Here is an 18,746-nt window from a genome sequence, read left to right on the forward strand (position 1 = left end):
CAGCGGTCAATGGACTGTATAAGACAGTTTATCCGAGGCGATTGGTCCGGCACCGGCAGCGCCGATCGACGCGGCAATCGCATCCACCGACGTCACACCCGGAATCGGCATCAGATCCTGATGGGCCAATATCGCCGCATGCCCATCATCGAACCCCCGTTCGTTGGCGAAGCAGGCGACCTCCTCTATCCCAGGCCGGCGCAGTTTGATGTCGAAACCGACGTCATCTCCACGGACAGGCGGGATGGTCAAAGCGGTACCGGACGATACGAAGGACGCCGTCTGGAATCGATTGGGATAAAGACGGACGGTTGCGCCAGCACTGTCCGTGTAAAAGCAACGGAGATGGGCGCTGCGCGACAAGGTAACGATGAACGCCGTGCGATCCCCCGTCTTGAAATCCGCACCGACCTTGGCCGCCGGTCCAGCCGCGGCCAGGGCGCCGGTGCTTCGAACATTGACCGTCAGTTCCCTCGCCGGCCGTGTCGCGGCCAGCATTTGCGACGACGCGCCGGGACCAAAGCCCCCCCCCGGCAATGGTAGGGCGTTGGCTCCCTGGCTGAGCTTCATGAAAGTTTCGAATGTCGGCCGGCCGCTTGCCACGAGATTGTTGTCGGCCTGGAAACGGGCCAGCGTCGCGCGCAGCGCATCCGGGTCGTTCGCCCCGCCACCCGTCAGATACCCACGCTGCTCCAGGGATTGACGGATGTACTGGAGCCGCTCGGTTTCAGAGACACCATCGTACCAAGCGCGCAACTGCTCCTGGACGAGTTTATTGCCGTTGTCGATCTGCAGGCAATCCCAGTAGGGAAGCTTGAAGAGCTTACCGACCAGTTCGATACTGCCCAGTTCTATCAGGGTGCGCGCCGCCTGCCCGATGGTTTCCTGCTTGTCGACGCTGAGATTGAAGCGCACACCCGCCTTCAGGATGCGCGCGCCGGCCTCACCCGACTTTCCCTCGCTGGCGATGACCGCGGTGTTGTTGGAGGTGACGCCGGGGATGACGGTCTGACCATCCATCAGGGCCACATGCAGGTCGACCGCGATCGAACCGATGCGCCGGTCGGCCGCCGCCCCAAGCTGGAACAGTTCCTGCGAGATATCGAAGCCGCGACGCCCCGCGGCTATGTTGGTGTCCGCTTGAGAAATGCTGCCGCCGATCACATATTCTGCCCGCTCGATCACAGGCTTAGCCTCATAGGTCACCCAGTCGGTGCCCGCGGCTTCCGTAGCGCCCGGGCGGGTGCGCGATACGTAAAGAAAAGCCTGACTCGATTCCGACATGGTGGACAGGGCCGAAATCAGCATATCGACCCCTCCGACCGCGACATTGCCTGTACGGTCCGGCAGCAGGGTGCTGGTGACCACGACGTGACGGATGCCGTGTTCCCCAAGCTTGCGGTCCATACAACGCAAACCGTCGGTGAAACCCGTGATGGTCCGGGTCGGCTGAGTCGCCGGTTGGGCGATGATCGTGGCGTGTTCTGGATTCGGCAAGGCGCAGGCCGACACCGCGAGCACCGATCCGAGCGCGATGCGACAAGCCATCCGGTTGGACTTTTTCGGTTCGTCCTTCATCGTCAATTCCCCTTGCCTGTACTTTTCAGTATTTGCTGAAGCAGGATCAGCATCGGGTCGGGACGCAGACTCAGCGCTTTCGCGATATCAGGATTTGCCTTGAGCAGTTGCGTCTCGGCAGGCGTGGGCGTTTGATGCCCCAATGCAACGGTGCCTGAAGGAGGCAGAGCGACGGCCTCGTCGATCTGGCGCAGAACCTCTCGAAGAAGCTCCGGGTCCTTTTGTTCCAGTTCTCTCAGAACAGGATTGGTGAAAATGCGCGCATCCCTGAATGTTTCGCCCAGCGCCAGGTTTTTAACCTGAGACCAGGCTGTAAACGACGTGAATGCCATCGCAAGACCCATAGACATGGCGCCAACGATGACGATTCTCAGCGATGCTGACACGGTCACGCTCCTGATTTATCGATTCATGATTTGGCGAATGGCGGTCATGTACAGACCAAAGCAATTTTCAAGAATGCCGGGGGACCGGATGACCCTCGCCTTGTCGTAGGGACGCACAATGACTTCCAAAAGACCGCATTTACTGAGGCCGTCCAGAGTCTTGCGGCAAGTCTCGGCCGACATCACATCGACCAGGAAACGCGCCATGTCCGATTGGCTGAGTTCGAACCCCCCCTGGGACAAAGCCATGCTGATCTTGGCAATCACCGCCTCCGGAAACAGGCCGCCCCGCAGCGCATCCGTCCGCCCGCCACTCTTGCCTTCATGTTCCGAACTGGCAAGGATGTTGGTAATCCGGAGATTGTGCAACTTGATCAACTCGAGAAAATAATCGTGCTGATCGGCGCCCAGCGCTCGCAAGACGAAAAGAAATTCAGAGATCAAAATCACATGCTCTCTATATTTGTCGATCGTTTCGTCGAACCACTCCTTATTCGGCGTATGCCGCGCCAAGATCTCGAAGAATTCTGTGCGAGCCTGCCGCAACCCTATATCGAGAGCGACGTCCAGTTTGGCATTGCTCCAATCATAGTTCAGCGGATCCGAAGGAGTCGCTGCCTCGCCCATCGCCAACCGCTCCCCGCACCAGAAATAGAATTTTCCAGGCCCTCCCGGCAAAGAAGGGGCTGAAGGTGGCGCGCACAACACGCCATCCTCCATCAGGCTTACACCATACTCTCTTTTCAGGTCACGATAATCCTCGTAAATCTGCGATAAATTGCAGGAACCTTTATCAGACATACGATTTTTGCGCAACATCGCATTTTTTTTCTGATAAAGGTTGAATTTCATTATCATGGATGCCGCCTATCGCGTGCACGAGGCGATGATGTTTTCCTTTGCGTAAACGTTGAGTTCGCGCAGATTGACCGCCTCATTGCCTTCGACCACCCCGATGTTCTGGGTGCATTCCCGGCTCTGGCCGCTGACGACCTGGACCTCCCGCTTTCCGGTCCGCGACGTGCTCTCGACGAAGACATTGTTGGATCCGGGCGTGAGACCGGCCTTCTTGACCGCGTTCGTGCGCAAAGCCTCGCTTTCCATCCGGTTCATTTTGACCATATCTTCGGGAGCGACATTCGTCCTGGCGTTGAATGGCTTGGCTTGAGCCCAGGCGGAAAGCGGCGATACGACGGCAGCGGACACGACGAGGGTGACGGTGAACAGTGGGGCTATGATGCGTTTCATTTCGGTCTCCGAGTCTGACGGGGGGACGAATGGGGGGTTGGCCGGCGTATGACGCCGGCCAACCGGGGAACTTACTTGCCAACCAAAGAACCGATGTTCTGGCTGACCCCGTTGAGATTCCCCTTTACCGAAACAATGGAGTCGCGCATAGTCACCGTCTGTTTGAGGTTCCCCTTGACGCCGACATCGCCGACGGCACTGCCGACATTGTGGTCGACAGAGTTGAGGTTGCCTTCCACAGTGGTCCTGGCATCGCGCATGTTGACGGTGTGAGTGGCATTGCCACCGATTTCGATGCGACCGGCCGAAGCCAGGCTGGTGGACAGGAGCAGGCCGGTGAGCGCCATTGCAGTCAGCTTCATCATGATCTTTGATCTCCTGTTTGTGTCCGACGCGATTTGCGGCGGCTGCAAACCCTTGATGCACTGATCCGGACGAAGACACACCATTCAAACGAATGGAATACTTCCCTATATTTGTGTACCCTCTCCAAACATTTTGCAGCCAGGCTTGGAAAATGTGAAGCAGCACCCATTATCTTGCCCCGGTTGGGTGGTTCTTGCGCAGTTTGCGTGGATCACGCCGCCAGGAGGGTTCGTCTGCGGAGCAAATCCAGGCTGGCTCTGCCATACATCTGACGCTTAAGAAGCTTGAGGCGTACTCCTGCGCCGAGGACCGCCTTGTGAACGGGGTCTGGAAGGTGAATCATCGGGCCTTGTCCCTATGGCTATCCCTATGGCAGTCCCTATGGCTATCCAGCGCGTCGAGGTGATTACGGGTGCGGAGCAGCGGCGGCAGTTCAGCGAGGAGGAGAAGCAGCGGCTGGTGGAGGAAGCGTTCCAGCCGGGGGTGAAGGCGACGGCGGTCGCCCGGCAGTTGGGCGTTGACGTTAGCCTGCCCCTCCGTGCCAATGAAGGTGAGACACCAGCCCCCCTGAAGTTTAAGCTCGAGGGCGTAGGAAACTCATTTCGTTGTCATGCCCAATAAGACGCCCCTGCCAGCCACTGGAGCTGGCGCTGTCCCTTAGATCGGTGAGAAGTCGCGGGTTGTTGCTGTGCCTGCGGCAGCCTCCCCGGAACTGTCCCCCCGTCCGAAACGCTCACACCATCATCCATTAGGCTGTCCCCATCACCTTGAATCACGTGGCTTTCTCGCCCCGCAATCGAAACGTCTCCTGGATGTGAAGCCCGATGACGTCGGCCGCTTGGCGAAGCGGCGATGCCACGAGATGGGCGTAGCGTTGCGTTGTCACCGGCTGGGTGTGCCCAAGCAACGCGCCGATGACCGGCAGGGACAGCCCTTTCGCCGCTCCAACGGACGCGAAGGAGTGGCGCAGGTCATGCAACCGAACATCGCTCAGCCCCGGCGGCAGCGCAATACCGGCGATCGCAGCAGCGTCCTGGCATTCGGCAACACTCGGCGTCCGCTCCAGACGGTCACGCAACCCCGCGATGATTGTCGTGATCGGGTCGGATGGATCGGCGCTCCACAAGCGGACGGTGGCCGCTTCCCGAATGCGATGCCAGGGTTTGCGAAGGTTGACCAGCGCCGCTGCCGGATCGGCGCCCGGAAACACCCACCCCGAGGTCCGCGGCAACGCCGTCAAGACCCCGACCGCCAGGGCGTTGAGGTGAATGGTTTTCGCACCGGTCTTGCTGTCCGGCAGGCGCGCCCTTCCCGCGACGAGATCGACATAATCCCAGCGAAGCGTCTGGATCTCGGAAAGCCGGGCTCCTGTGAACAGCAGGAGACGGACGATGCCGATGATCGATGTCGGTTCGGCACCCGAACGCTCCGCATCGTCGAGCGTCTGGCCAAGAGCGGCAAATTCCTTGTCCGACAGAAAGCGCTCCATCCGCCGTTCCGGATACCGCTCCACATGCCGACAGGGATTGCTGCCATCGGGGCGCAGGCCCCATTTCTCGGCGAGATTGAACATTTTGGACAGCAATGCCAGCACCCGGTTGGCGGCACCGGGCGTGCCGTGCATGCCGTGATGAAGAGAGGCGACATCCGCCCGGGTTTTGTCGGCGACCCTCTTGCGTCCGATTTGGGCACGGACGTGAAGACGGAGATTGTCCTGATCCTTGCGGGCGCTGCTGGCCTTTTTCTTCGACGCGGCATGCTGCTGGAGATAGCGGTCGGCAAGGTCGTTCATCGTCGACGCGGCGTTGCCGGCCTTCACATCTGCGACCGGGTCTTCCCCACGCTGAACGGCCGCCAGCACCTGCAACGCCGCTCGACGCCCTTGCTCCGGCGTCATCGGGCCATGGGTGCCCAGCGTCAGGCGGCGTGAATCTTTTCCGTCCCTCGGTACTGAACCACATACGTCTTGCGCCCAGAGGGCTTGATACGCAGACCGAACCCGGACAACTCGTCGTCCCAGACGACCGTTTCCTTCGTATCCGGCTTGATGCCGTCGATCACACGTTTGGTAAGCTTCGGCATCGGCGCTTCTCCCGCGGATCAGAGCCATGACGCGCTCAGCACAGAAGCTCGGTAAGCGAGCGGTAAGCACCAGAAAGAGTATTTTGGTACGGGATATCGGCCAATGGCGCAGACGGATATGTTAAGTTTCAATCGCTTATCGCATGAAAGCGCAATGCTGGATACCCTGGCGTAGCCGGATACCCTAGACTGAAAATCCCCGTGTCGGCGGTTCGACTCCGTCCCTGGGCACCATTCCCTTTCAAGCACTTAGAGAGTGGTGTGTGATCGGCTTACCAAGTGCGGTAAGCAGCAGACATCTCACCAATCCAAGGACCGGGACCGATCCCCAGCGGCATTGTTGCATAAATCGGACTCCGGGCAAACTGCCCGCTATCTCCCGGATTTCAGGCGGGCACTGCGTCGGGCCAACGTCGTGTAATCGGGAACTGGCAACTCCATGCCGAGGACCTGGACAATGGAGCGCAGCAGTCCCTCCATCTGCCGCCAGGGGCGCCAAAGGCCAAGCGCAGCGTGACCCCGGTCTCATGACCCCGGCCTCTATGGCGATGTCCGAGCAGGCTGCTGGACGGCCTCTCCGGCCGGTGACGGCGGGTGCCCTTCCCGCGAGAGCCTCGGGTGTCACCCAGTTCGTCAGGCTCCCGCGTTGCCGAAGGGCCCGGTTGTACTCTCCCCAGTTCTCGACCATGTACTTGGCCTTCGGGATCCGATGACGGCGCGGTTCATTGTGCTTATACGGCATGCGGGTACTCGGCGGCGGAGCCCACCTCTTTACCGGCTGCGCCGACGTCCCGCACCACGAACCGGATTGATGCGTGTTGCGCAAGGCATCGCCAGCGATAGGGAGGGGCCGCACCTGCGCTGCCCGGCCGCGTCACGCGCCGTCGAAGGAGACCACCCGCAACTCCCGCCCCTCCAGCACCGCCCTGGCGTGGCTGCCGCAGGCAGGACAGGGAGCGATCGGCGAATCCGGCCGGTACTCGGCCCGGCAGTCGGCGCAGCGGACTTTCAACGGGATCCGGTTGATCACCAGTTCGGCACCCTCCGCAACCGTGCCTTTCGACAGGAGGGGAAAGCAGAACTGCAGCGCCTGGGGATCGACGGCCGAAGCCTCGCCGATGTCCACGGTCACGCGCGAAACGTGCCTGACCCCTTCGAGACCGGCGCAATCAGTCACCAGGGCGATGATGCTCTCGCTCAACGACAGCTCGTGCATGGCCTCGCCTCCCGCTTCCGGCGACCTCAGCGGTCCGTGCAGGAGATGCAGGGATCGACCGACGCCTGGATGATCGACAGGTCCGCAAGGGGCTGCCCGATCACCATCGCCTCGATGGCCGGGATGTTGACGAAGGACGGCGTGCGGATCTTGACGCGCGCCGGGGTGCTCCCGCCCTCCGATGCGACGTAGTAGAAGGCCTCGCCGCGGGGCGCCTCCGTGCGCATCGTCGCCTCGCCGACCGGAATGGTCGGCAGCCCGTCGACCGCCTTGAGGGGACCCGCCGGCATGGTCAGCAGCGCTTCGCGGATCAGCCGCACGCTTTCCAGCATCTCCAGCGCCCGCACCACCACGCGCGCCAGCACGTCGCCCTCGGGACGGACGATGCTGTTGAACCCGAGTTCGCCGTAGGTCAGGTAGGGTTCGTCCTTGCGCACGTCGATGTCGAGGCCGGAGGCGCGGGCCACCGGGCCGACGACCGCCCATTCGACGGCCTTTTCCCTGCTCAGCGGGCCGACGTTGCGGGTGCGGGCCAGCGCGGTGGGATTCTCGGTGAAGGTCGGCACGACCACCTCGGTCAGGACCTTGGTCAGATGGTCCAGCATCGGCAGGTAATCGGCCGGGTTGGGGATGTCGCGGTGGACGCCGCCGATGCAGTTCATCCCGTAATTCACCCGGTTGCCGCTGATCGCCTCCAGCGTGTCCATCACCAGTTCACGCAGGTTGAACACCTCCATGAACAGCGAATGGAAGCCGATGTCCTCGGCACCGACGCCGGCCCACAGCAGGTGGGAATGGAGACGCTCCAGTTCGGCGATGATCAGGCGGATGTGCGCCGCGCGCCTGGGCAGTTCGAGGTCCGCGATCTTCTCGACCGCAAGGCAGAAGGTCATGGCATGGGTGTTGGAACAGATTCCGCAGACACGCTCGATCAGCGTGATGACCTCGACCCAGTTCCGTTTCTGCGCCAGCAGCTCAATGCCGCGGAAGCTGAAGCCGACCTCCACATTGACGGATTCGATGACCTCCGCCTTGCACTGGACGTTGACCTTGAAGGGTTCTTCCAGGGCGGGGTGATAGGGGCCGAGCGGAAAGGTGTATGGCATGACCGGAACTCCTATTTGCCGCGCGCAAGCGGGGATGTGGGGGATTTCGCCATGACCGCCGGGGTGGACATGGCTTCGCGCAGCATCCCGGGCTCGAACCCCTCGGGGCGCAGCAGCGGCACCGGATTGGGGTGGCCGGGGAATTCGACAGCGAACAGGTCGTTGATCTCCCGTTCGGCCCAGGAAGCCGCGCGCACAGACGGCGACAGCGACGCCAGCATCCCGTTGCGGGTGCGCGTCTTGAAATTGATGACCTGCTTCTCGTCCGTGTAATGATAGATCATCACCGTTTCGCCGCCCTGTCCCAGCGGGATGGCGGTGACGGTGCCCATGCGGATGCCGAGCGATTCCATGGCGGCGGCCATCGCCTCCACGTCCAGCAACGGCCCCTCCACCCACAGCGCGCCGGTGCGCGCCGCCACCGACACGACGCCGGGAATGGCCTTCATCCGGCCGATCAGATCACTGTCGATCAGATCAGCACCCGTCAGATCAGCGACCATGGCCGGAGCCCTCCTTTGCCGGTGCGCCGGCGCCCTCGGGGACGAAGGCGTCGCGCAGCTTCGCGCTTGCCGCCCAGCGGCGGCAGTCCGGGCAATAGCCCTTCTCCTTTTCGGACCAGGCACCATCCATGGCGGATTCCGGCAGCGGAATGTGGGCGCTGCCGCAGCGCGTGCAGGCCTGAAGCCGGATGACGCTTTCCAGCCTCATCCCGTCGCCGGTCCCGCTGTTCATCGCGTCCGGAACGGCGGAGAGGAGCTTGATCGCCCTGGTCGGGCAATTCTGCTCGCACAGCCCGCAGAACGAACACTGGCCGATGTAGAAGTGCCAGGACACTGAAGCGCCGGGCACCTCGGTGAAGGTGATGGCCTTCGGCGCGCAGACGAAGGCGCAGGTGCCGCAGGCGGTGCAGCGGCCGGCGTCATGGCCGAGAGCGCCGCGGTAGACGGCGGGCACGGGCGGCATGTCCGCCGGGTCCCGGGTCCGCGATGGCCGGAGCAGGTTGCTCAAGACGGTTTTCAGCATGCCCATGGCGGAAATCCTTTACCAGACCAGCGTCGCGGCCATGGTGACGGCCGAGGCGAGCCCGCCCCAGACCCAGTAGAGGCGGAAGGCCTGCGTCACCCGCAGCCGTGCCGTGGATGTCGCCAGCAGCGTGAGCAGGCCCAGCAGCACGAAGCCGACGGCCAGATAGATCGCGCCGTTCAGCAGCGGCCAGGGCGTCGCCGGCACGAAGACCACGGCGAACAGCTCGGTCAGCAGGACGATCTCGATGGCGTGCGACAGCTTGAACAGCGCCAGCGGCGGGCCGCTGTATTCGATATGGCTGTCGGCGACGATCTCATGCTCGGCGTTGGCGATGGAGAAGGGGTTGAGCTTCATCCGCGCCGGAAGCGCCATCAGGAAAGTCAGCGCGGCGACGACATGGACGACGCTGTAGGGCGCCGCCTGCAGCGCCTGCATCTGGAAGCCGCCGGCATGCTGGGCCATTGCGATGATGGAGACCAGGAACGGCAGGTTGTAGGCCAGCGACAGGATCGCCTCGCGCATCGCCGCGACCTGTCCGTAGATCGACCGGCTGACATAGCCCGCCAGCACCTCGCACAGGATCGGAACCTCCATGAGATAGAGCAGCAGCACCACGTCGCCCGGCAGCGACGGGATGGGGTTGCCCGGCAGCGGCACGATGGCGAGCGCCGCCGTCACCGAAGCCAGCGACACCAACGGCAGCGCCAGGAAGATGCCCCGGCCGACACCCTTTGGAATCACCGTTTCCTTGCCCAGCAGCTTCATGAAATCGAAGAAGGGCTGGAAGAAGGGAGGGCCCTGGCGGCCCTGCAGCCGCGCCACCAGCTTGCGCATGAACCAGAGTTCGAGCCAGCCGAGCGGGGCCGCGCAGAGCAGGCCGGGCCAAACGCCGAAGGCCAGCAGATATCTCCATGCCTCGCTCATGACGCCCTCCGGAACTGGCTCTTGGTTGCGCCGTCCTCCAGCAGCTTTGCGGCGCGGGCGATACCGTCCAGGATGGCCTGAGGCCGCGGCGGACAGCCGGGCACCCAGACGTCGACCGGGACGATGGTCTCCAGCGACTCGCTCAGCACCAGCGGGCTGCCGGCGAAGACGTTTCCGGTCGCCGGACAGGACCCCAGCGCCACCACCGCCTTCGGGCTGGGCACCTGATCGTAGATGTCGAGGATGGCCTTGCGCGAGCGCAGGGTCAGCGTGCCGGAGATCAGCACGATGTCGGCGTGCTTGGGTGTGCCGTGCAGTTCGATGCCCAGCTGTTCGGCGTCGTAGCGCGGGCTCAGCAGGGGGGTGATCTCGATGTCGCAGCCGTTGCAGGACCCGGCGTTCAGACGGCAGATCCAGGGCGACTTGCGCCGCGCGATCGAGATGACGCGCTCGAAGAGGTTCATTTCACACTCCCGGTCAGGACCGCCGCCACATGCGGATGGGCATTCACGCCCGAGTGCAGCAGGTCGGGGTGCAGCAGATTGGGAACGAGGCCGAAGGCCACCGGGGCGATCGCGAAGACCAGCAGGACCGCCGCGGCCATGCGCGGCAGCGCCCGGCCGCTGTCCGCCACGCCCAGCGGGCCGAGCCACACGCGATGGATGGCGCGGATGTAGCAGAGCAGCCCCATGGCCGAGGCGGCGTACAGCGCGGCGACCAGCATCGGGCCACCCAGCTCCAGGCCGGCCAGATACAGGCGCCAGTGCCCGACGAAGCCGATGGTCGGCGGAATGCCGATGAAGCCCAGCGCCCCCAGCATGAAGGACGCGCTGGCGACCGGCAGCACCGAGGACAGCCCCCGCGTCTCCAGCGTCACCGGCCGGCCCAGATGCCATTCCGCCGCGCCGACCGCACCGAACAGCACGATCTTGCCCAGGGCATGGCCGAAGATGCCCAGCCACGCTCCCGCCAGCCCATCCGCGCCTCCGGCCGTCAGCCCCAGCAGCAGGTAGCCCATGTCGTCGATCGACGAGAAGGCCAGCATCGGCTTCAGTTCGGTCTGCGCCAGGGCGAGCAGGGCGGCGCCCAGCAGGGACACCATCGCCAGGACCACCCACAGGGTGGAATAGGCTTCGAACATCCAGGGCGCCGTGTCGCGCAGAGCCAGCAGTTCGCAGAAGCTGCCGACATCCACCACCGCGATGATCAGGGCCGTGGTCATCGCCGACGAGGCGCGCGCCACCGCCGGCAGCCAGAAATAGACCGGCACCAGCCCGAGCTTCAGGGCGAAGCCGATCGTCAGCAGCGCCACGGCCAGCTTGTCGAAGGGTGCGGCGGGCTGGACCGTGCCGAGGCCGGTCAAGGCCAGCGCGGTCGTGGTCGCAATGAACGCCAGGACGACCGCCGTCAGGTATTTGCGCGCGGCGGCGACGGCCTCGGGCGTGCCCTTGCTCCAGACCATGCCGACGGCCACCAGTTCGGCCGCGCCGGAGAGCAGGGTGGCGAGCCAGGAATGTCCAGCCAGACGGGCTGCGACGGCGAGCGCGACAGTGGCGGCGGCAAAGCACCACCAGGACCGGCCGCCCTGTGGAATCGCCCTGGCGTACAATCCGACGCCCAGCGCAATCCCGGCGAAAAGCGGTATCAGCACCGTGTTCATGGATAACTCCATCGAGGATCGCGACGGCGCTCAGACCAGCCAGACGGCAACCGTCACCACCGTGGCGACGAAACCGATGGGGATGAGCGGACGGTCTTCCAGCATGGTGCGCGCGATGCCCTGGGCATGGCCGGCCACTTGGTTCAGACTGTCCCAGATCCTGCGGTAGACGGGGTCGGGATCGAGCGAATAGACGGGATGGAAGGCGTGTTCGGCCAGCTCGGCGAAATCGACCGCACCGGGCCGGTCGCCGGCCGGCAGCGGCTCGCCGCCGGAATAGACCGAGACCAGACCGGGAGCCGGCGCCTGGGCCAGCCGGTAGACCAGCAGTCCCAGCATGGCCGATGCCAGCACCACCGCGCCACCGACGGTCATCGCGATGCTGCCGCGGTCGGTCAGGATGCCGAGCCAGCTCATCTGCACCTGCCAGTCGAAGCCCAGCGACTGCACGGCGGGGGCGATGATCGGCACCATCAGCAGCTGCGGCGCCAGCCCGAAGACCAGGCACATCACCGCCATGGAGCCCATGCCCGCCAGCATGCTGGGCGAGGCTTCGTGGATGTGCTTGCCGAGCAGCGCCTTGGACGGCACGCCGTAGAAGGCGTTGACGGTGGCCTTCAGGAAGGAGAAGGCGGTCAGGATGCTGCCGATCCAGCCGATCAGAACGACGATCAGCAACCCCTTGTCGAGCGCCGCGCTGAAGACCAGCCATTTGGCGACGAAGCCGTTGGTCAGCGGCACGCCGGCGATGGAGGCGGCGGCGACGATCCACACCTTCGCCGTTCCCGGCATCGCGGTGGCGAGCCCGCCGAGCTGGCGCAGGTCGCGCGTTCCACAGGCGTGCTGGATGGCGCCGGCGCAGACGAACAGGGTGCCCTTGAACAGCGCATGGCTGAAGCAATAGAACAGCGCCGCCGCCATCCCGAGATCGGTGCCGAGCGCCAGCCCGACGACGATGTAGCCGAGCTGGCTGACCGTGTGGAAAGCGAGCAACCGCTTCAGGTCGGTCTGCGCCATGGCGAAGATGACGCCGACCAGGATGGTGACGCAGCCGACCGCCAGCAGCGGCACTTCCAGCGCCGCATGCCACTGGCCGTCGCCCACCACATACATGCGGGCGATCAGGTAGACGCCGGCCTTGACGTAGCAGGCGGAATGCAGCAGCGCCGACACCGGCGTCGGGGCGTTCATCGCCTCCGGGATCCAGGTGTGCAACGGAAACATCACCGACTTGGCCATCGACGCGACGATGAACAGCGCCGCGACGCCCGAGGTGAAGGCGGTGGCGACGGCCGGATCGGTCCAGTCGAAGCTGCCGGCGCGGGAATAGACCAGCACGATGCCGATCAGGAAGCCGTAGCCCGCCAGATGGGTGATGACCAGCACCTTGCGGGCGCCGTCGGTCGCCACCTTCTCGCGGTACCAGAAGCCGACCAGGCTGTAGGAGCACAGCCCGATCACCTCCCAGGCCATGTAGGCGCCCAGCATGTCGGCCGCACTCGCCAGCACCAGCAGCCCGGCGATGAAGACCAGCATGATGGCGTAGAAGCGCGTGGTGCCCTGCTCCTCATGCTCCATGTAGCGGACGGAGAACAGCAGGATGGCGGCGCCGATGCCGGTTCCCATCACCATGAACAGGACGCTCAGCCCGTCGATGCGCAGACCGATGGAAAGAGGCCCGTCCCAGGGGGCGAGAAGTGCCGCCTGCATCACGGCGCCGTCCATGCTGGCGGGCACCAGCGTCAGCGACGCGATGAAGGAGGCGAAGACCGCCGCGGTCGCCAGCACGCCCTTGCCGACGGGTGTCAGCAGCCGGGCGAGCAGAAGTTGCAGGACGAAGCCGCCAAGCAGCAGAAGGATGGGAAGTTTTATGGCTAGCATGACCCATCTCTTTCTCATCCCCCGGCAAGCGGGGGAAAAATGAAGATGTCGGATTCAAGCGTGAGGGGGGTGTCGAGCCCTTGAAGGCTGCGCACGTCGCGGCCGTCGACGAGGATGATCGAGAAGCCGGCAAGCTCCCCGTCCTTCATGACCCAGCGGGCGAATTCCGGTCCATACTTGGCCACCAGATCGCGCATGAGGTCACGGACGGTCGCAGCCGGCTGCGTCCACTCTTCCTTGGATGTCTTGGTCGCGTTGCGCAGCAGGGCGAAGTAGGAAACTCTCATGGAGCACGCATCCTTGCACGCCGCCCGGCGCTGCCGGCGGCCGTCACGCCGCCGCGAAGCATGCTCCGCGGCGGTGGCGGGGCCGGCTCAGGAGAGCGACAGCGCGTTCAGCTTTTCCTTGGTCGGAACGCCCTCGGCATCCCAGCCGCGCACGGTGTAGTAGACCGGCAGCATTTCCAGCAGGCGGCTGACCGCCCCCTTCGACGCACCGGTCTTGAGCGGCTCGTTGAGCAGGCGCGGCGGCAGCGTGTCGTCGGCTGCGGTCAGGCCGGCCTTCAGGTTCCACAACCGCTCCAGGTTCCAGATCCGCTCGCCGGCTTCGATGAAGCTGTCGCCGGTGTAGGCGAAGCCGGTCAGCGCCGTCATCAGCTCGGCATATTCGGGAGCGCCCATGCCGAAGGTGGTGAACAGGCAGGAGCCGGTGGAATCGATCGACGCCGCCAGGTTCTGGAACAGAGCCACCAGTTCCGGCTTGCCGTCGATGCTGTCCTTGTCGACCTTGAACGGCACGCCCAGCACTTCCGGGCTGATGGTGTAGCCGCGGACATGGCAGCCGCCGCGGTTGTTGGTGGCGTAATTCAGACCGATGCCCTGCACCGCACGCGGATCGTAGGCCGGAATCTCCTGCTTCTTGACGGTCATCGACAGTTCCGGATGACCGTAGAGGCTCGCCATCCGGTAGGAGCCCAGCGCCAGCTTCCTGCCGAAGCCCTCGCCCAGCCCGGTCAGCCGCACCGCCTCGACCATCGCGTCGACATTGCCGAAGTCGAGTTCCAGCCCTTCGGTGTCCTCCAGCGTGATGATGCCGCGGTTGAACAGCTCCATCGCGCAAGCGACGGTGCTGGACATCGAGATGGTGTCGAGGCCGTATTCGTTGCAGTAATAGTTGGCCTTGATCACCGCGTCGAGATTGTCGATCCGGCAATCCGGCCCGAAGCCCCAGGCGGTCTCGTATTCCGGTCCCTCGCCCTCGCCCTTGTATTTGGGGTTGCTGACCTTGGTGGCGCGGCCGCAGGAGATGATGCAGGAGAAGCAGCCCTTCGGCCGCTGCAGCTGGTTGGCCGCCAGCGTTTCGCCGCCCACCTTGTCGGCCGTCTCGAAATGACCGTCCTGGAAATTGGCGGTCGGCAGGCCGCCGATCGAGTTGAGGATATTGACCAGCACGTTGGTGCCGTAGAGCCGCAGGCCGGTGCCGCCGACCGGATGCTCCTTGACCATGGTGCTGGCCTTGACGACGGCGTCCACGAAGCCCGTCTTGTCGGCGACGGTGACGGCACCCGTGCCGCGCACCACCACCGCTTTCAGGTTCTTCGATCCCATCACCGCGCCGACGCCGGTGCGGCCGGCGGCGCGCTGCATGTCGTTCATGATGGCGGCGATGTAGGACAGCTTCTCGCCCGCCGGGCCGATGCAGGCGATCTTGGCGTCGGGCGCTGTCTCCTCGTTCAGCGCCTCGGTGGTCTCCGGCACGTCCTTGCCCCAGAGATGGGCGGCGTCGCGGATCTCCACCTTGCCGTCCTGGATCCAAAGATAGACCGGCTTGGCCGCGCGGCCTTCCAGGATCAGCATGTCGTAGCCGGCGTATTTCAGCTCCGGCCCCCAGGCGCCACCGGAGTTAGACGCGGCGATGGTGCCGGTCAGCGGACCTTTGGTGACGACGTCGTAGCGCCCGGCCGACGGCGCGAAGGTGCCGGTCATCGGACCCGACGCGAAGATCAGCTTGTTCGCCGGCGACAGCGGATCGACCGTCGGGTCGACCTCGTCATACATGTATCTGGTGCCCAGCCCGCGCGCGCCGATGTAATCGCGCGCGTGGTCCATGTTGAGCGCTTCGGTCGCAATCGTCCCGAAAGTCAGGTCGACCCTCAGGATTTTTCCAATCCAGCCATACATGATCAGACCTCCGCGAAGGCGTTCTTGAGCTTGGCGGCGAAGGTCCGTTTGCGGGTCTGCGCCGACACGGTGTCCTCGACCCACTCGAGCGCGTGGGTGGGGCAGATCGCGGCGCAGGACGGGCTGCCGCTGCAGGTGTCGCATTTCAGGATTTGCGCCCCCAGAAAGTCCCAGGAGGCGCAGCCGAACGGGCAGGCCTGCACGCACATCTTGCAGCCGATGCATTTCGACTGATCCAGCTCGACCTGACCGTTGGCCGGGTTGCGGGTCATCGCCTTCGGCATGCAGACGGTGGTGCAGGACGCGTCCTTGCACTGCTGGCACATCATCGGGACGGAAAACCCTTCCCGTTCCCAGGTGTAGACGTGAATTCTCGACGCCTTCGGCCGGAAATTCCCTTCGTGTTCCATGGAACAGGCGAGTTCACAGTTACGGCATCCGGTGCATTTGTCCGGATGGATCATCAGCATCATGCTCATGGGCGATGGCCTCATCGAAACCATGCTGCAACGGTTCAGCCTTAGCGCCGCCTTGCCTGCATGGTAAGTTTCAGGACTGCTTATCGCGCGCTGTCTATTGATTGCTGATTGCAGCAACACGCGGCTTCACGTCGGTTCGGCGCCGGAGTTTTACTTTGATGGCGACAGATCACTCTTTCCGTGAGGAACCCGTATCAAAGGGCGATGATCGATGGCAAAAAGTCCCGGCGAGCGCCAGGACGAAGCGTGATGCGCCCCGTCGGTTGAACGCGATCGACGCGCGGCAGATGGAGGCTTGGTCAGCCCTGCGCCGGCAAACACGACGCGTGGGGGGGGGTACTGCAGTGTCGCGCCCTTCGACGCAGGGCTGACCAAGCCTCATCCGTTCATGTTCCGATGCGGGGCTGACGGAATTGCGGCTGTGCGACCTTCTGGTTTGGGCTCCATTGTGGCTGTGGCCTCGGACCTGCTCAAAATCGGCGATCCTGAAGGAATTGTCTGTCCGCCAGCCGACAGCGTGCCGATTTTTTTCGTGTCGGCCGAATGACAGTAGGAAGGGCCCGGCTGTCGGCTCTGCGACCTGCGGCGCCACACCGGCATGGGCGCGTTAGGATGTCGCGTTGCTCGCCCCACCCCTCCCACTTTAGACTTTCAAAGTCGCGGGCGGGACCTTCCATGAACTCCCGGGCGACCCACAGAAAAAAACCAAAGACTGTATCTGCGCCGGTTAGGAATTTTTGGCCCAGGGAGGCGGCTTGTGATGGAACTGCTGAAAGATGACGTGCCGGAAAGCCGCCGTATCGATGGCTGTCATTGCATGAGCTGCGCCGACAACCGGGCGATGTTGGCATCCGTCGCACCACCAAGGGTCGCGGCCACGGCGAAGTGGGATTTGGAAGCGATGATCGCCGCGCGGCGCGGATTCCTGGCACACGGCAATGCTCCCGCCAGCGTTCCGCAACCCATCCTGCGTTCATGGCAACGGAGCGCCCGGCACGGCTTGGATCTTGAAACGAAGCTGACGGTCGAGCCGGTGTCGGGGCACGAGATGCGGGAGGCGCTGGAACGGAACGAACTGCTGGTTCAGGCCGCCTGGGCCGAGATCGAGGCACTGTGCCGCGAGATCGAATCCCCTGGGGGAGTCGTCGTTCTCACGGACCCGGACGGCTTCGTCCTGTCGCGATGCGGCAGCCCCGCCTTCCTCGGAGAGGCCGACGAGTTGGCGCTGCGTCCCGGCGTGCTCTGGAACGAAGCCGTCATCGGAACCAACGCCATCGGAATGGCGCTGGTCGAACGCTCGGAGATAACCGTTTTCGGCGGCGAGCATTTCTTCAAATCGCACGGCATCCTGAGCTGTTCCGCCGTGCCGATCATCGATTCGGTCGGCGCGACCATCGGTGTGCTTGATCTTTCCACGGTATCCAGCGTGTCGCATCACTATGCCCTTTCCCTGCTGCGGCGGGCTGCGGAGCAGATCGAACGCCGCTTGTTCGAGCAGACCTTCGCCTGCCAGGAGCGGATGCATCTCCATTCCAACCCCTTGCTTCTTGGCGGGCCGCGTGAGGGGGTGATCGCTTTCGACGGCGACCGGCTGGTGGGGGCGAACCGCCATGCCATCGAGCTGCTCGGGCTGGACTGGTCGGCAATCGGCATGGTGCGCTTCAACCAGCTCTTCGCCATGCGGTGCAGCAGCGTGCGCCGCAATGCATTCTCGGACGAATGCGTCGTCCAGACGACAGGGGGCACGACCCTGTTTGCCCGCCTGCAAACGCCGGGAACCGGGGACAAGCCGCACGCCCCCGCGATCCGCACCAAACCCGGTCCGGACGCACGTAAGCCGGTCGCCACGGCCGGACGCCCTGCAGAAAAAACATATCCACTGCCCCACGAGATTCTGGAACGCCTGCTCCATGGCTCGCCCAGCGAGCACCACTCGGTGTGGAGACCGAAGGCGGGCAGCCTCATTTATGGATCGGAGATAACCGGGGAAGCGGGGGAAACCATTCTCATTGTGCGAAGCGGTCAGATGCGCACATATTCCTCCTACGAAGGGAAGGAATTGACACTGTTTTTTTTGGGCGTTGGCGATGCCATTATTATTCATCCACAAACAATGCTTGAAGTGAAAGCCGACAGCGAAGTAATAATTCTTCATGAGTCCATGTTCCGGGAATTGGCCCAGAGCGAACCCGATCTTGGCTTGTCGGTCATGCCGGCGATGAATCGCATCCTGCAGAAATCGATCCGCATGCTCGAAGACCTGGCATTTCACAGCGTCAAGCATCGTCTGGTCCGACTGCTGGCCGACATGGCTGAACGCGATGGCAGGAAATCCTCGCGGGGCATTCTCATCGAATCGATCCCCAATGCGGAAGATTTGGCCATGCAAGTCGGTGCGACCCGGCAAACCGTATCGACCATCATTGCTGAACTGGTCCGCAGGGGACTTCTTCAGCGGGCCGGCAAAAGTTCGATTGTCATACCGGACCTGGAGCTCCTGTCGGACGAACTCGAAGCGGAATAGTTCGACCGCAAGTCTTTTCCGATGGGGGCTGACGCGCCGAGGCGCAGAAAGCGTCCTCGCTGCACGTCGCCGGTCCGACCAATAGCC

The 18,746-nt window shown here is 63.8% G+C and carries 20 protein-coding genes and 1 pseudogene; 2 read left to right on the forward strand and 19 right to left on the reverse strand.

What is annotated here, in order from left to right; genetic code table 11:
- Positions 1 to 6: 6 nt before the first annotated feature.
- The 5 genes from AZOLI_RS26730 to AZOLI_RS26745 form a co-directional block, all read right to left on the reverse strand.
- Positions 7 to 1,578: a DUF4384 domain-containing protein gene (locus AZOLI_RS26730; protein WP_162488445.1), complete on the reverse strand. Its 1,572-nt coding sequence runs from the start codon at positions 1,576 to 1,578 to the stop codon at positions 7 to 9.
- A gap of 2 nt (positions 1,579 to 1,580) precedes the next feature.
- Complete coding sequence (locus AZOLI_RS31865) at positions 1,581 to 1,964, reverse strand: hypothetical protein (protein WP_162488446.1); 384 nt, start codon at positions 1,962 to 1,964, stop codon at positions 1,581 to 1,583.
- Positions 1,965 to 1,979: 15 nt separating this feature from the next.
- The gene (locus tag AZOLI_RS30580) at positions 1,980 to 2,822 is read right to left on the reverse strand and encodes a hypothetical protein (RefSeq protein WP_014189781.1); all 843 of its coding nucleotides are present in this window, start codon (positions 2,820 to 2,822) and stop codon (positions 1,980 to 1,982) included.
- Between the two features lie 9 nt (positions 2,823 to 2,831).
- Positions 2,832 to 3,212 carry a hypothetical protein gene (locus AZOLI_RS32780; RefSeq protein ID WP_162488447.1) on the reverse strand — a complete coding sequence of 127 codons (381 nt, stop codon included), beginning with the start codon at positions 3,210 to 3,212 and terminating at the stop codon, positions 2,832 to 2,834.
- A gap of 71 nt (positions 3,213 to 3,283) precedes the next feature.
- The gene (locus tag AZOLI_RS26745) at positions 3,284 to 3,577 is read right to left on the reverse strand and encodes a hypothetical protein (protein ID WP_044553250.1); all 294 of its coding nucleotides are present in this window, start codon (positions 3,575 to 3,577) and stop codon (positions 3,284 to 3,286) included.
- A 382-nt stretch (positions 3,578 to 3,959) separates the two neighbouring features.
- On the opposite strand from AZOLI_RS26745, the gene AZOLI_RS33870 reads away from it, so the two are divergent.
- The gene (locus tag AZOLI_RS33870) at positions 3,960 to 4,199 is read left to right on the forward strand and encodes a transposase (RefSeq protein WP_162488448.1); all 240 of its coding nucleotides are present in this window, start codon (positions 3,960 to 3,962) and stop codon (positions 4,197 to 4,199) included.
- A 151-nt stretch (positions 4,200 to 4,350) separates the two neighbouring features.
- On the opposite strand, the gene AZOLI_RS26755 is transcribed toward AZOLI_RS33870, so the two are convergent.
- The 14 genes and pseudogenes from AZOLI_RS26755 to AZOLI_RS26810 all read right to left on the reverse strand — a co-directional run bounded on the left by AZOLI_RS26755 (position 4,351) and on the right by AZOLI_RS26810 (position 16,159).
- Positions 4,351 to 5,475 (reverse strand): tyrosine-type recombinase/integrase, encoded by a 1,125-nt coding sequence (locus tag AZOLI_RS26755; RefSeq protein ID WP_162488449.1) that lies wholly within the window; start codon positions 5,473 to 5,475, stop codon positions 4,351 to 4,353.
- 20 nt (positions 5,476 to 5,495) lie between these two features.
- Positions 5,496 to 5,660 (reverse strand): Arm DNA-binding domain-containing protein, encoded by a 165-nt coding sequence (locus tag AZOLI_RS32785; RefSeq protein WP_162488450.1) that lies wholly within the window; start codon positions 5,658 to 5,660, stop codon positions 5,496 to 5,498.
- A 387-nt stretch (positions 5,661 to 6,047) separates the two neighbouring features.
- Positions 6,048 to 6,402 (reverse strand): annotated as a pseudogene (locus AZOLI_RS32200) (transposase); the annotation flags it as partial.
- Positions 6,403 to 6,534: 132 nt separating this feature from the next.
- Positions 6,535 to 6,876, reverse strand: coding sequence for a hydrogenase maturation nickel metallochaperone HypA (gene hypA / locus AZOLI_RS26760; protein WP_014189785.1), 342 nt, complete (start codon positions 6,874 to 6,876; stop codon positions 6,535 to 6,537).
- 26 nt (positions 6,877 to 6,902) lie between these two features.
- Positions 6,903 to 7,982, reverse strand: coding sequence for a hydrogenase large subunit (locus AZOLI_RS26765; protein ID WP_014189786.1), 1,080 nt, complete (start codon positions 7,980 to 7,982; stop codon positions 6,903 to 6,905).
- 11 nt (positions 7,983 to 7,993) lie between these two features.
- Positions 7,994 to 8,485: an NADH-quinone oxidoreductase subunit C gene (locus AZOLI_RS26770; protein ID WP_014189787.1), complete on the reverse strand. Its 492-nt coding sequence runs from the start codon at positions 8,483 to 8,485 to the stop codon at positions 7,994 to 7,996.
- Positions 8,475 to 8,948: a 4Fe-4S dicluster domain-containing protein gene (locus tag AZOLI_RS26775; RefSeq protein ID WP_244442658.1), complete on the reverse strand. Its 474-nt coding sequence runs from the start codon at positions 8,946 to 8,948 to the stop codon at positions 8,475 to 8,477. The genes AZOLI_RS26770 and AZOLI_RS26775 overlap by 11 nt, the downstream gene beginning before the upstream one ends.
- Before the next feature lie 78 nt (positions 8,949 to 9,026).
- Positions 9,027 to 9,935, reverse strand: coding sequence for a respiratory chain complex I subunit 1 family protein (locus AZOLI_RS26780; protein ID WP_014189789.1), 909 nt, complete (start codon positions 9,933 to 9,935; stop codon positions 9,027 to 9,029).
- On the reverse strand, positions 9,932 to 10,399 hold the full coding sequence (locus tag AZOLI_RS26785; RefSeq protein ID WP_014189790.1) for an NADH-quinone oxidoreductase subunit B family protein: 468 nt from the start codon (positions 10,397 to 10,399) through the stop codon (positions 9,932 to 9,934). Before AZOLI_RS26785 ends, AZOLI_RS26780 begins: the two co-directional genes overlap by 4 nt.
- Positions 10,396 to 11,595: a proton-conducting transporter transmembrane domain-containing protein gene (locus tag AZOLI_RS26790; protein ID WP_014189791.1), complete on the reverse strand. Its 1,200-nt coding sequence runs from the start codon at positions 11,593 to 11,595 to the stop codon at positions 10,396 to 10,398. The genes AZOLI_RS26785 and AZOLI_RS26790 overlap by 4 nt, the downstream gene beginning before the upstream one ends.
- Positions 11,596 to 11,625: 30 nt before the next feature.
- The gene (locus tag AZOLI_RS26795; RefSeq protein ID WP_014189792.1) at positions 11,626 to 13,476 is read right to left on the reverse strand and encodes an NADH-quinone oxidoreductase subunit 5 family protein; all 1,851 of its coding nucleotides are present in this window, start codon (positions 13,474 to 13,476) and stop codon (positions 11,626 to 11,628) included.
- A gap of 14 nt (positions 13,477 to 13,490) precedes the next feature.
- The gene (locus AZOLI_RS26800) at positions 13,491 to 13,763 is read right to left on the reverse strand and encodes a MoaD/ThiS family protein (RefSeq protein WP_014189793.1); all 273 of its coding nucleotides are present in this window, start codon (positions 13,761 to 13,763) and stop codon (positions 13,491 to 13,493) included.
- Positions 13,764 to 13,850: 87 nt separating this feature from the next.
- Positions 13,851 to 15,656 carry an aldehyde ferredoxin oxidoreductase family protein gene (locus AZOLI_RS26805; protein WP_044553255.1) on the reverse strand — a complete coding sequence of 602 codons (1,806 nt, stop codon included), beginning with the start codon at positions 15,654 to 15,656 and terminating at the stop codon, positions 13,851 to 13,853.
- Positions 15,657 to 15,658: 2 nt separating this feature from the next.
- On the reverse strand, positions 15,659 to 16,159 hold the full coding sequence (locus tag AZOLI_RS26810; RefSeq protein WP_343206335.1) for a 4Fe-4S dicluster domain-containing protein: 501 nt from the start codon (positions 16,157 to 16,159) through the stop codon (positions 15,659 to 15,661).
- 736 nt (positions 16,160 to 16,895) lie between these two features.
- Here AZOLI_RS26810 and AZOLI_RS30750 point away from each other — a divergent pair.
- Complete coding sequence (locus tag AZOLI_RS30750; RefSeq protein WP_014189795.1) at positions 16,896 to 18,659, forward strand: helix-turn-helix domain-containing protein; 1,764 nt, start codon at positions 16,896 to 16,898, stop codon at positions 18,657 to 18,659.
- Positions 18,660 to 18,746 lie beyond the last annotated feature (87 nt).

Origin of the sequence: Azospirillum lipoferum 4B, assembly GCF_000283655.1 — a bacterium.
Classification (GTDB): Bacteria; Pseudomonadota; Alphaproteobacteria; order Azospirillales; family Azospirillaceae; genus Azospirillum; species Azospirillum lipoferum_C.

Bases quoted from the DNA above. Each gene is read 5' to 3' on its own strand.
- AZOLI_RS26765 (WP_014189786.1), bottom strand. From the start codon at position 7,982: ATGCCATACACCTTTCCGCTCGGCCCCTATCACCCCGCCCTGGAAGAA.
- AZOLI_RS26755 (WP_162488449.1), bottom strand. From the start codon at position 5,475: ATGACGCCGGAGCAAGGGCGTCGAGCGGCGTTGCAGGTGCTGGCGGCC.
- AZOLI_RS32785 (WP_162488450.1), bottom strand. From the start codon at position 5,660: ATGCCGAAGCTTACCAAACGTGTGATCGACGGCATCAAGCCGGATACG.
- AZOLI_RS26745 (WP_044553250.1), bottom strand. From the start codon at position 3,577: ATGATGAAGCTGACTGCAATGGCGCTCACCGGCCTGCTCCTGTCCACC.
- AZOLI_RS33870 (WP_162488448.1), top strand. From the start codon at position 3,960: ATGGCTATCCAGCGCGTCGAGGTGATTACGGGTGCGGAGCAGCGGCGG.
- AZOLI_RS26785 (WP_014189790.1), bottom strand. From the start codon at position 10,399: ATGAACCTCTTCGAGCGCGTCATCTCGATCGCGCGGCGCAAGTCGCCC.
- AZOLI_RS26805 (WP_044553255.1), bottom strand. From the start codon at position 15,656: ATGTATGGCTGGATTGGAAAAATCCTGAGGGTCGACCTGACTTTCGGG.
- AZOLI_RS26770 (WP_014189787.1), bottom strand. From the start codon at position 8,485: ATGGTCGCTGATCTGACGGGTGCTGATCTGATCGACAGTGATCTGATC.
- AZOLI_RS32780 (WP_162488447.1), bottom strand. From the start codon at position 3,212: ATGAAACGCATCATAGCCCCACTGTTCACCGTCACCCTCGTCGTGTCC.
- AZOLI_RS26775 (WP_244442658.1), bottom strand. From the start codon at position 8,948: ATGCCGCCCGTGCCCGCCGTCTACCGCGGCGCTCTCGGCCATGACGCC.
- AZOLI_RS30580 (WP_014189781.1), bottom strand. From the start codon at position 2,822: ATGATAATGAAATTCAACCTTTATCAGAAAAAAAATGCGATGTTGCGC.
- AZOLI_RS26795 (WP_014189792.1), bottom strand. From the start codon at position 13,476: ATGCTAGCCATAAAACTTCCCATCCTTCTGCTGCTTGGCGGCTTCGTC.
- AZOLI_RS26800 (WP_014189793.1), bottom strand. From the start codon at position 13,763: ATGAGAGTTTCCTACTTCGCCCTGCTGCGCAACGCGACCAAGACATCC.
- AZOLI_RS30750 (WP_014189795.1), top strand. From the start codon at position 16,896: ATGGAACTGCTGAAAGATGACGTGCCGGAAAGCCGCCGTATCGATGGC.
- AZOLI_RS26810 (WP_343206335.1), bottom strand. From the start codon at position 16,159: ATGGTTTCGATGAGGCCATCGCCCATGAGCATGATGCTGATGATCCAT.
- AZOLI_RS26790 (WP_014189791.1), bottom strand. From the start codon at position 11,595: ATGAACACGGTGCTGATACCGCTTTTCGCCGGGATTGCGCTGGGCGTC.
- AZOLI_RS26730 (WP_162488445.1), bottom strand. From the start codon at position 1,578: ATGAAGGACGAACCGAAAAAGTCCAACCGGATGGCTTGTCGCATCGCG.
- hypA (WP_014189785.1), bottom strand. From the start codon at position 6,876: ATGCACGAGCTGTCGTTGAGCGAGAGCATCATCGCCCTGGTGACTGAT.
- AZOLI_RS26780 (WP_014189789.1), bottom strand. From the start codon at position 9,935: ATGAGCGAGGCATGGAGATATCTGCTGGCCTTCGGCGTTTGGCCCGGC.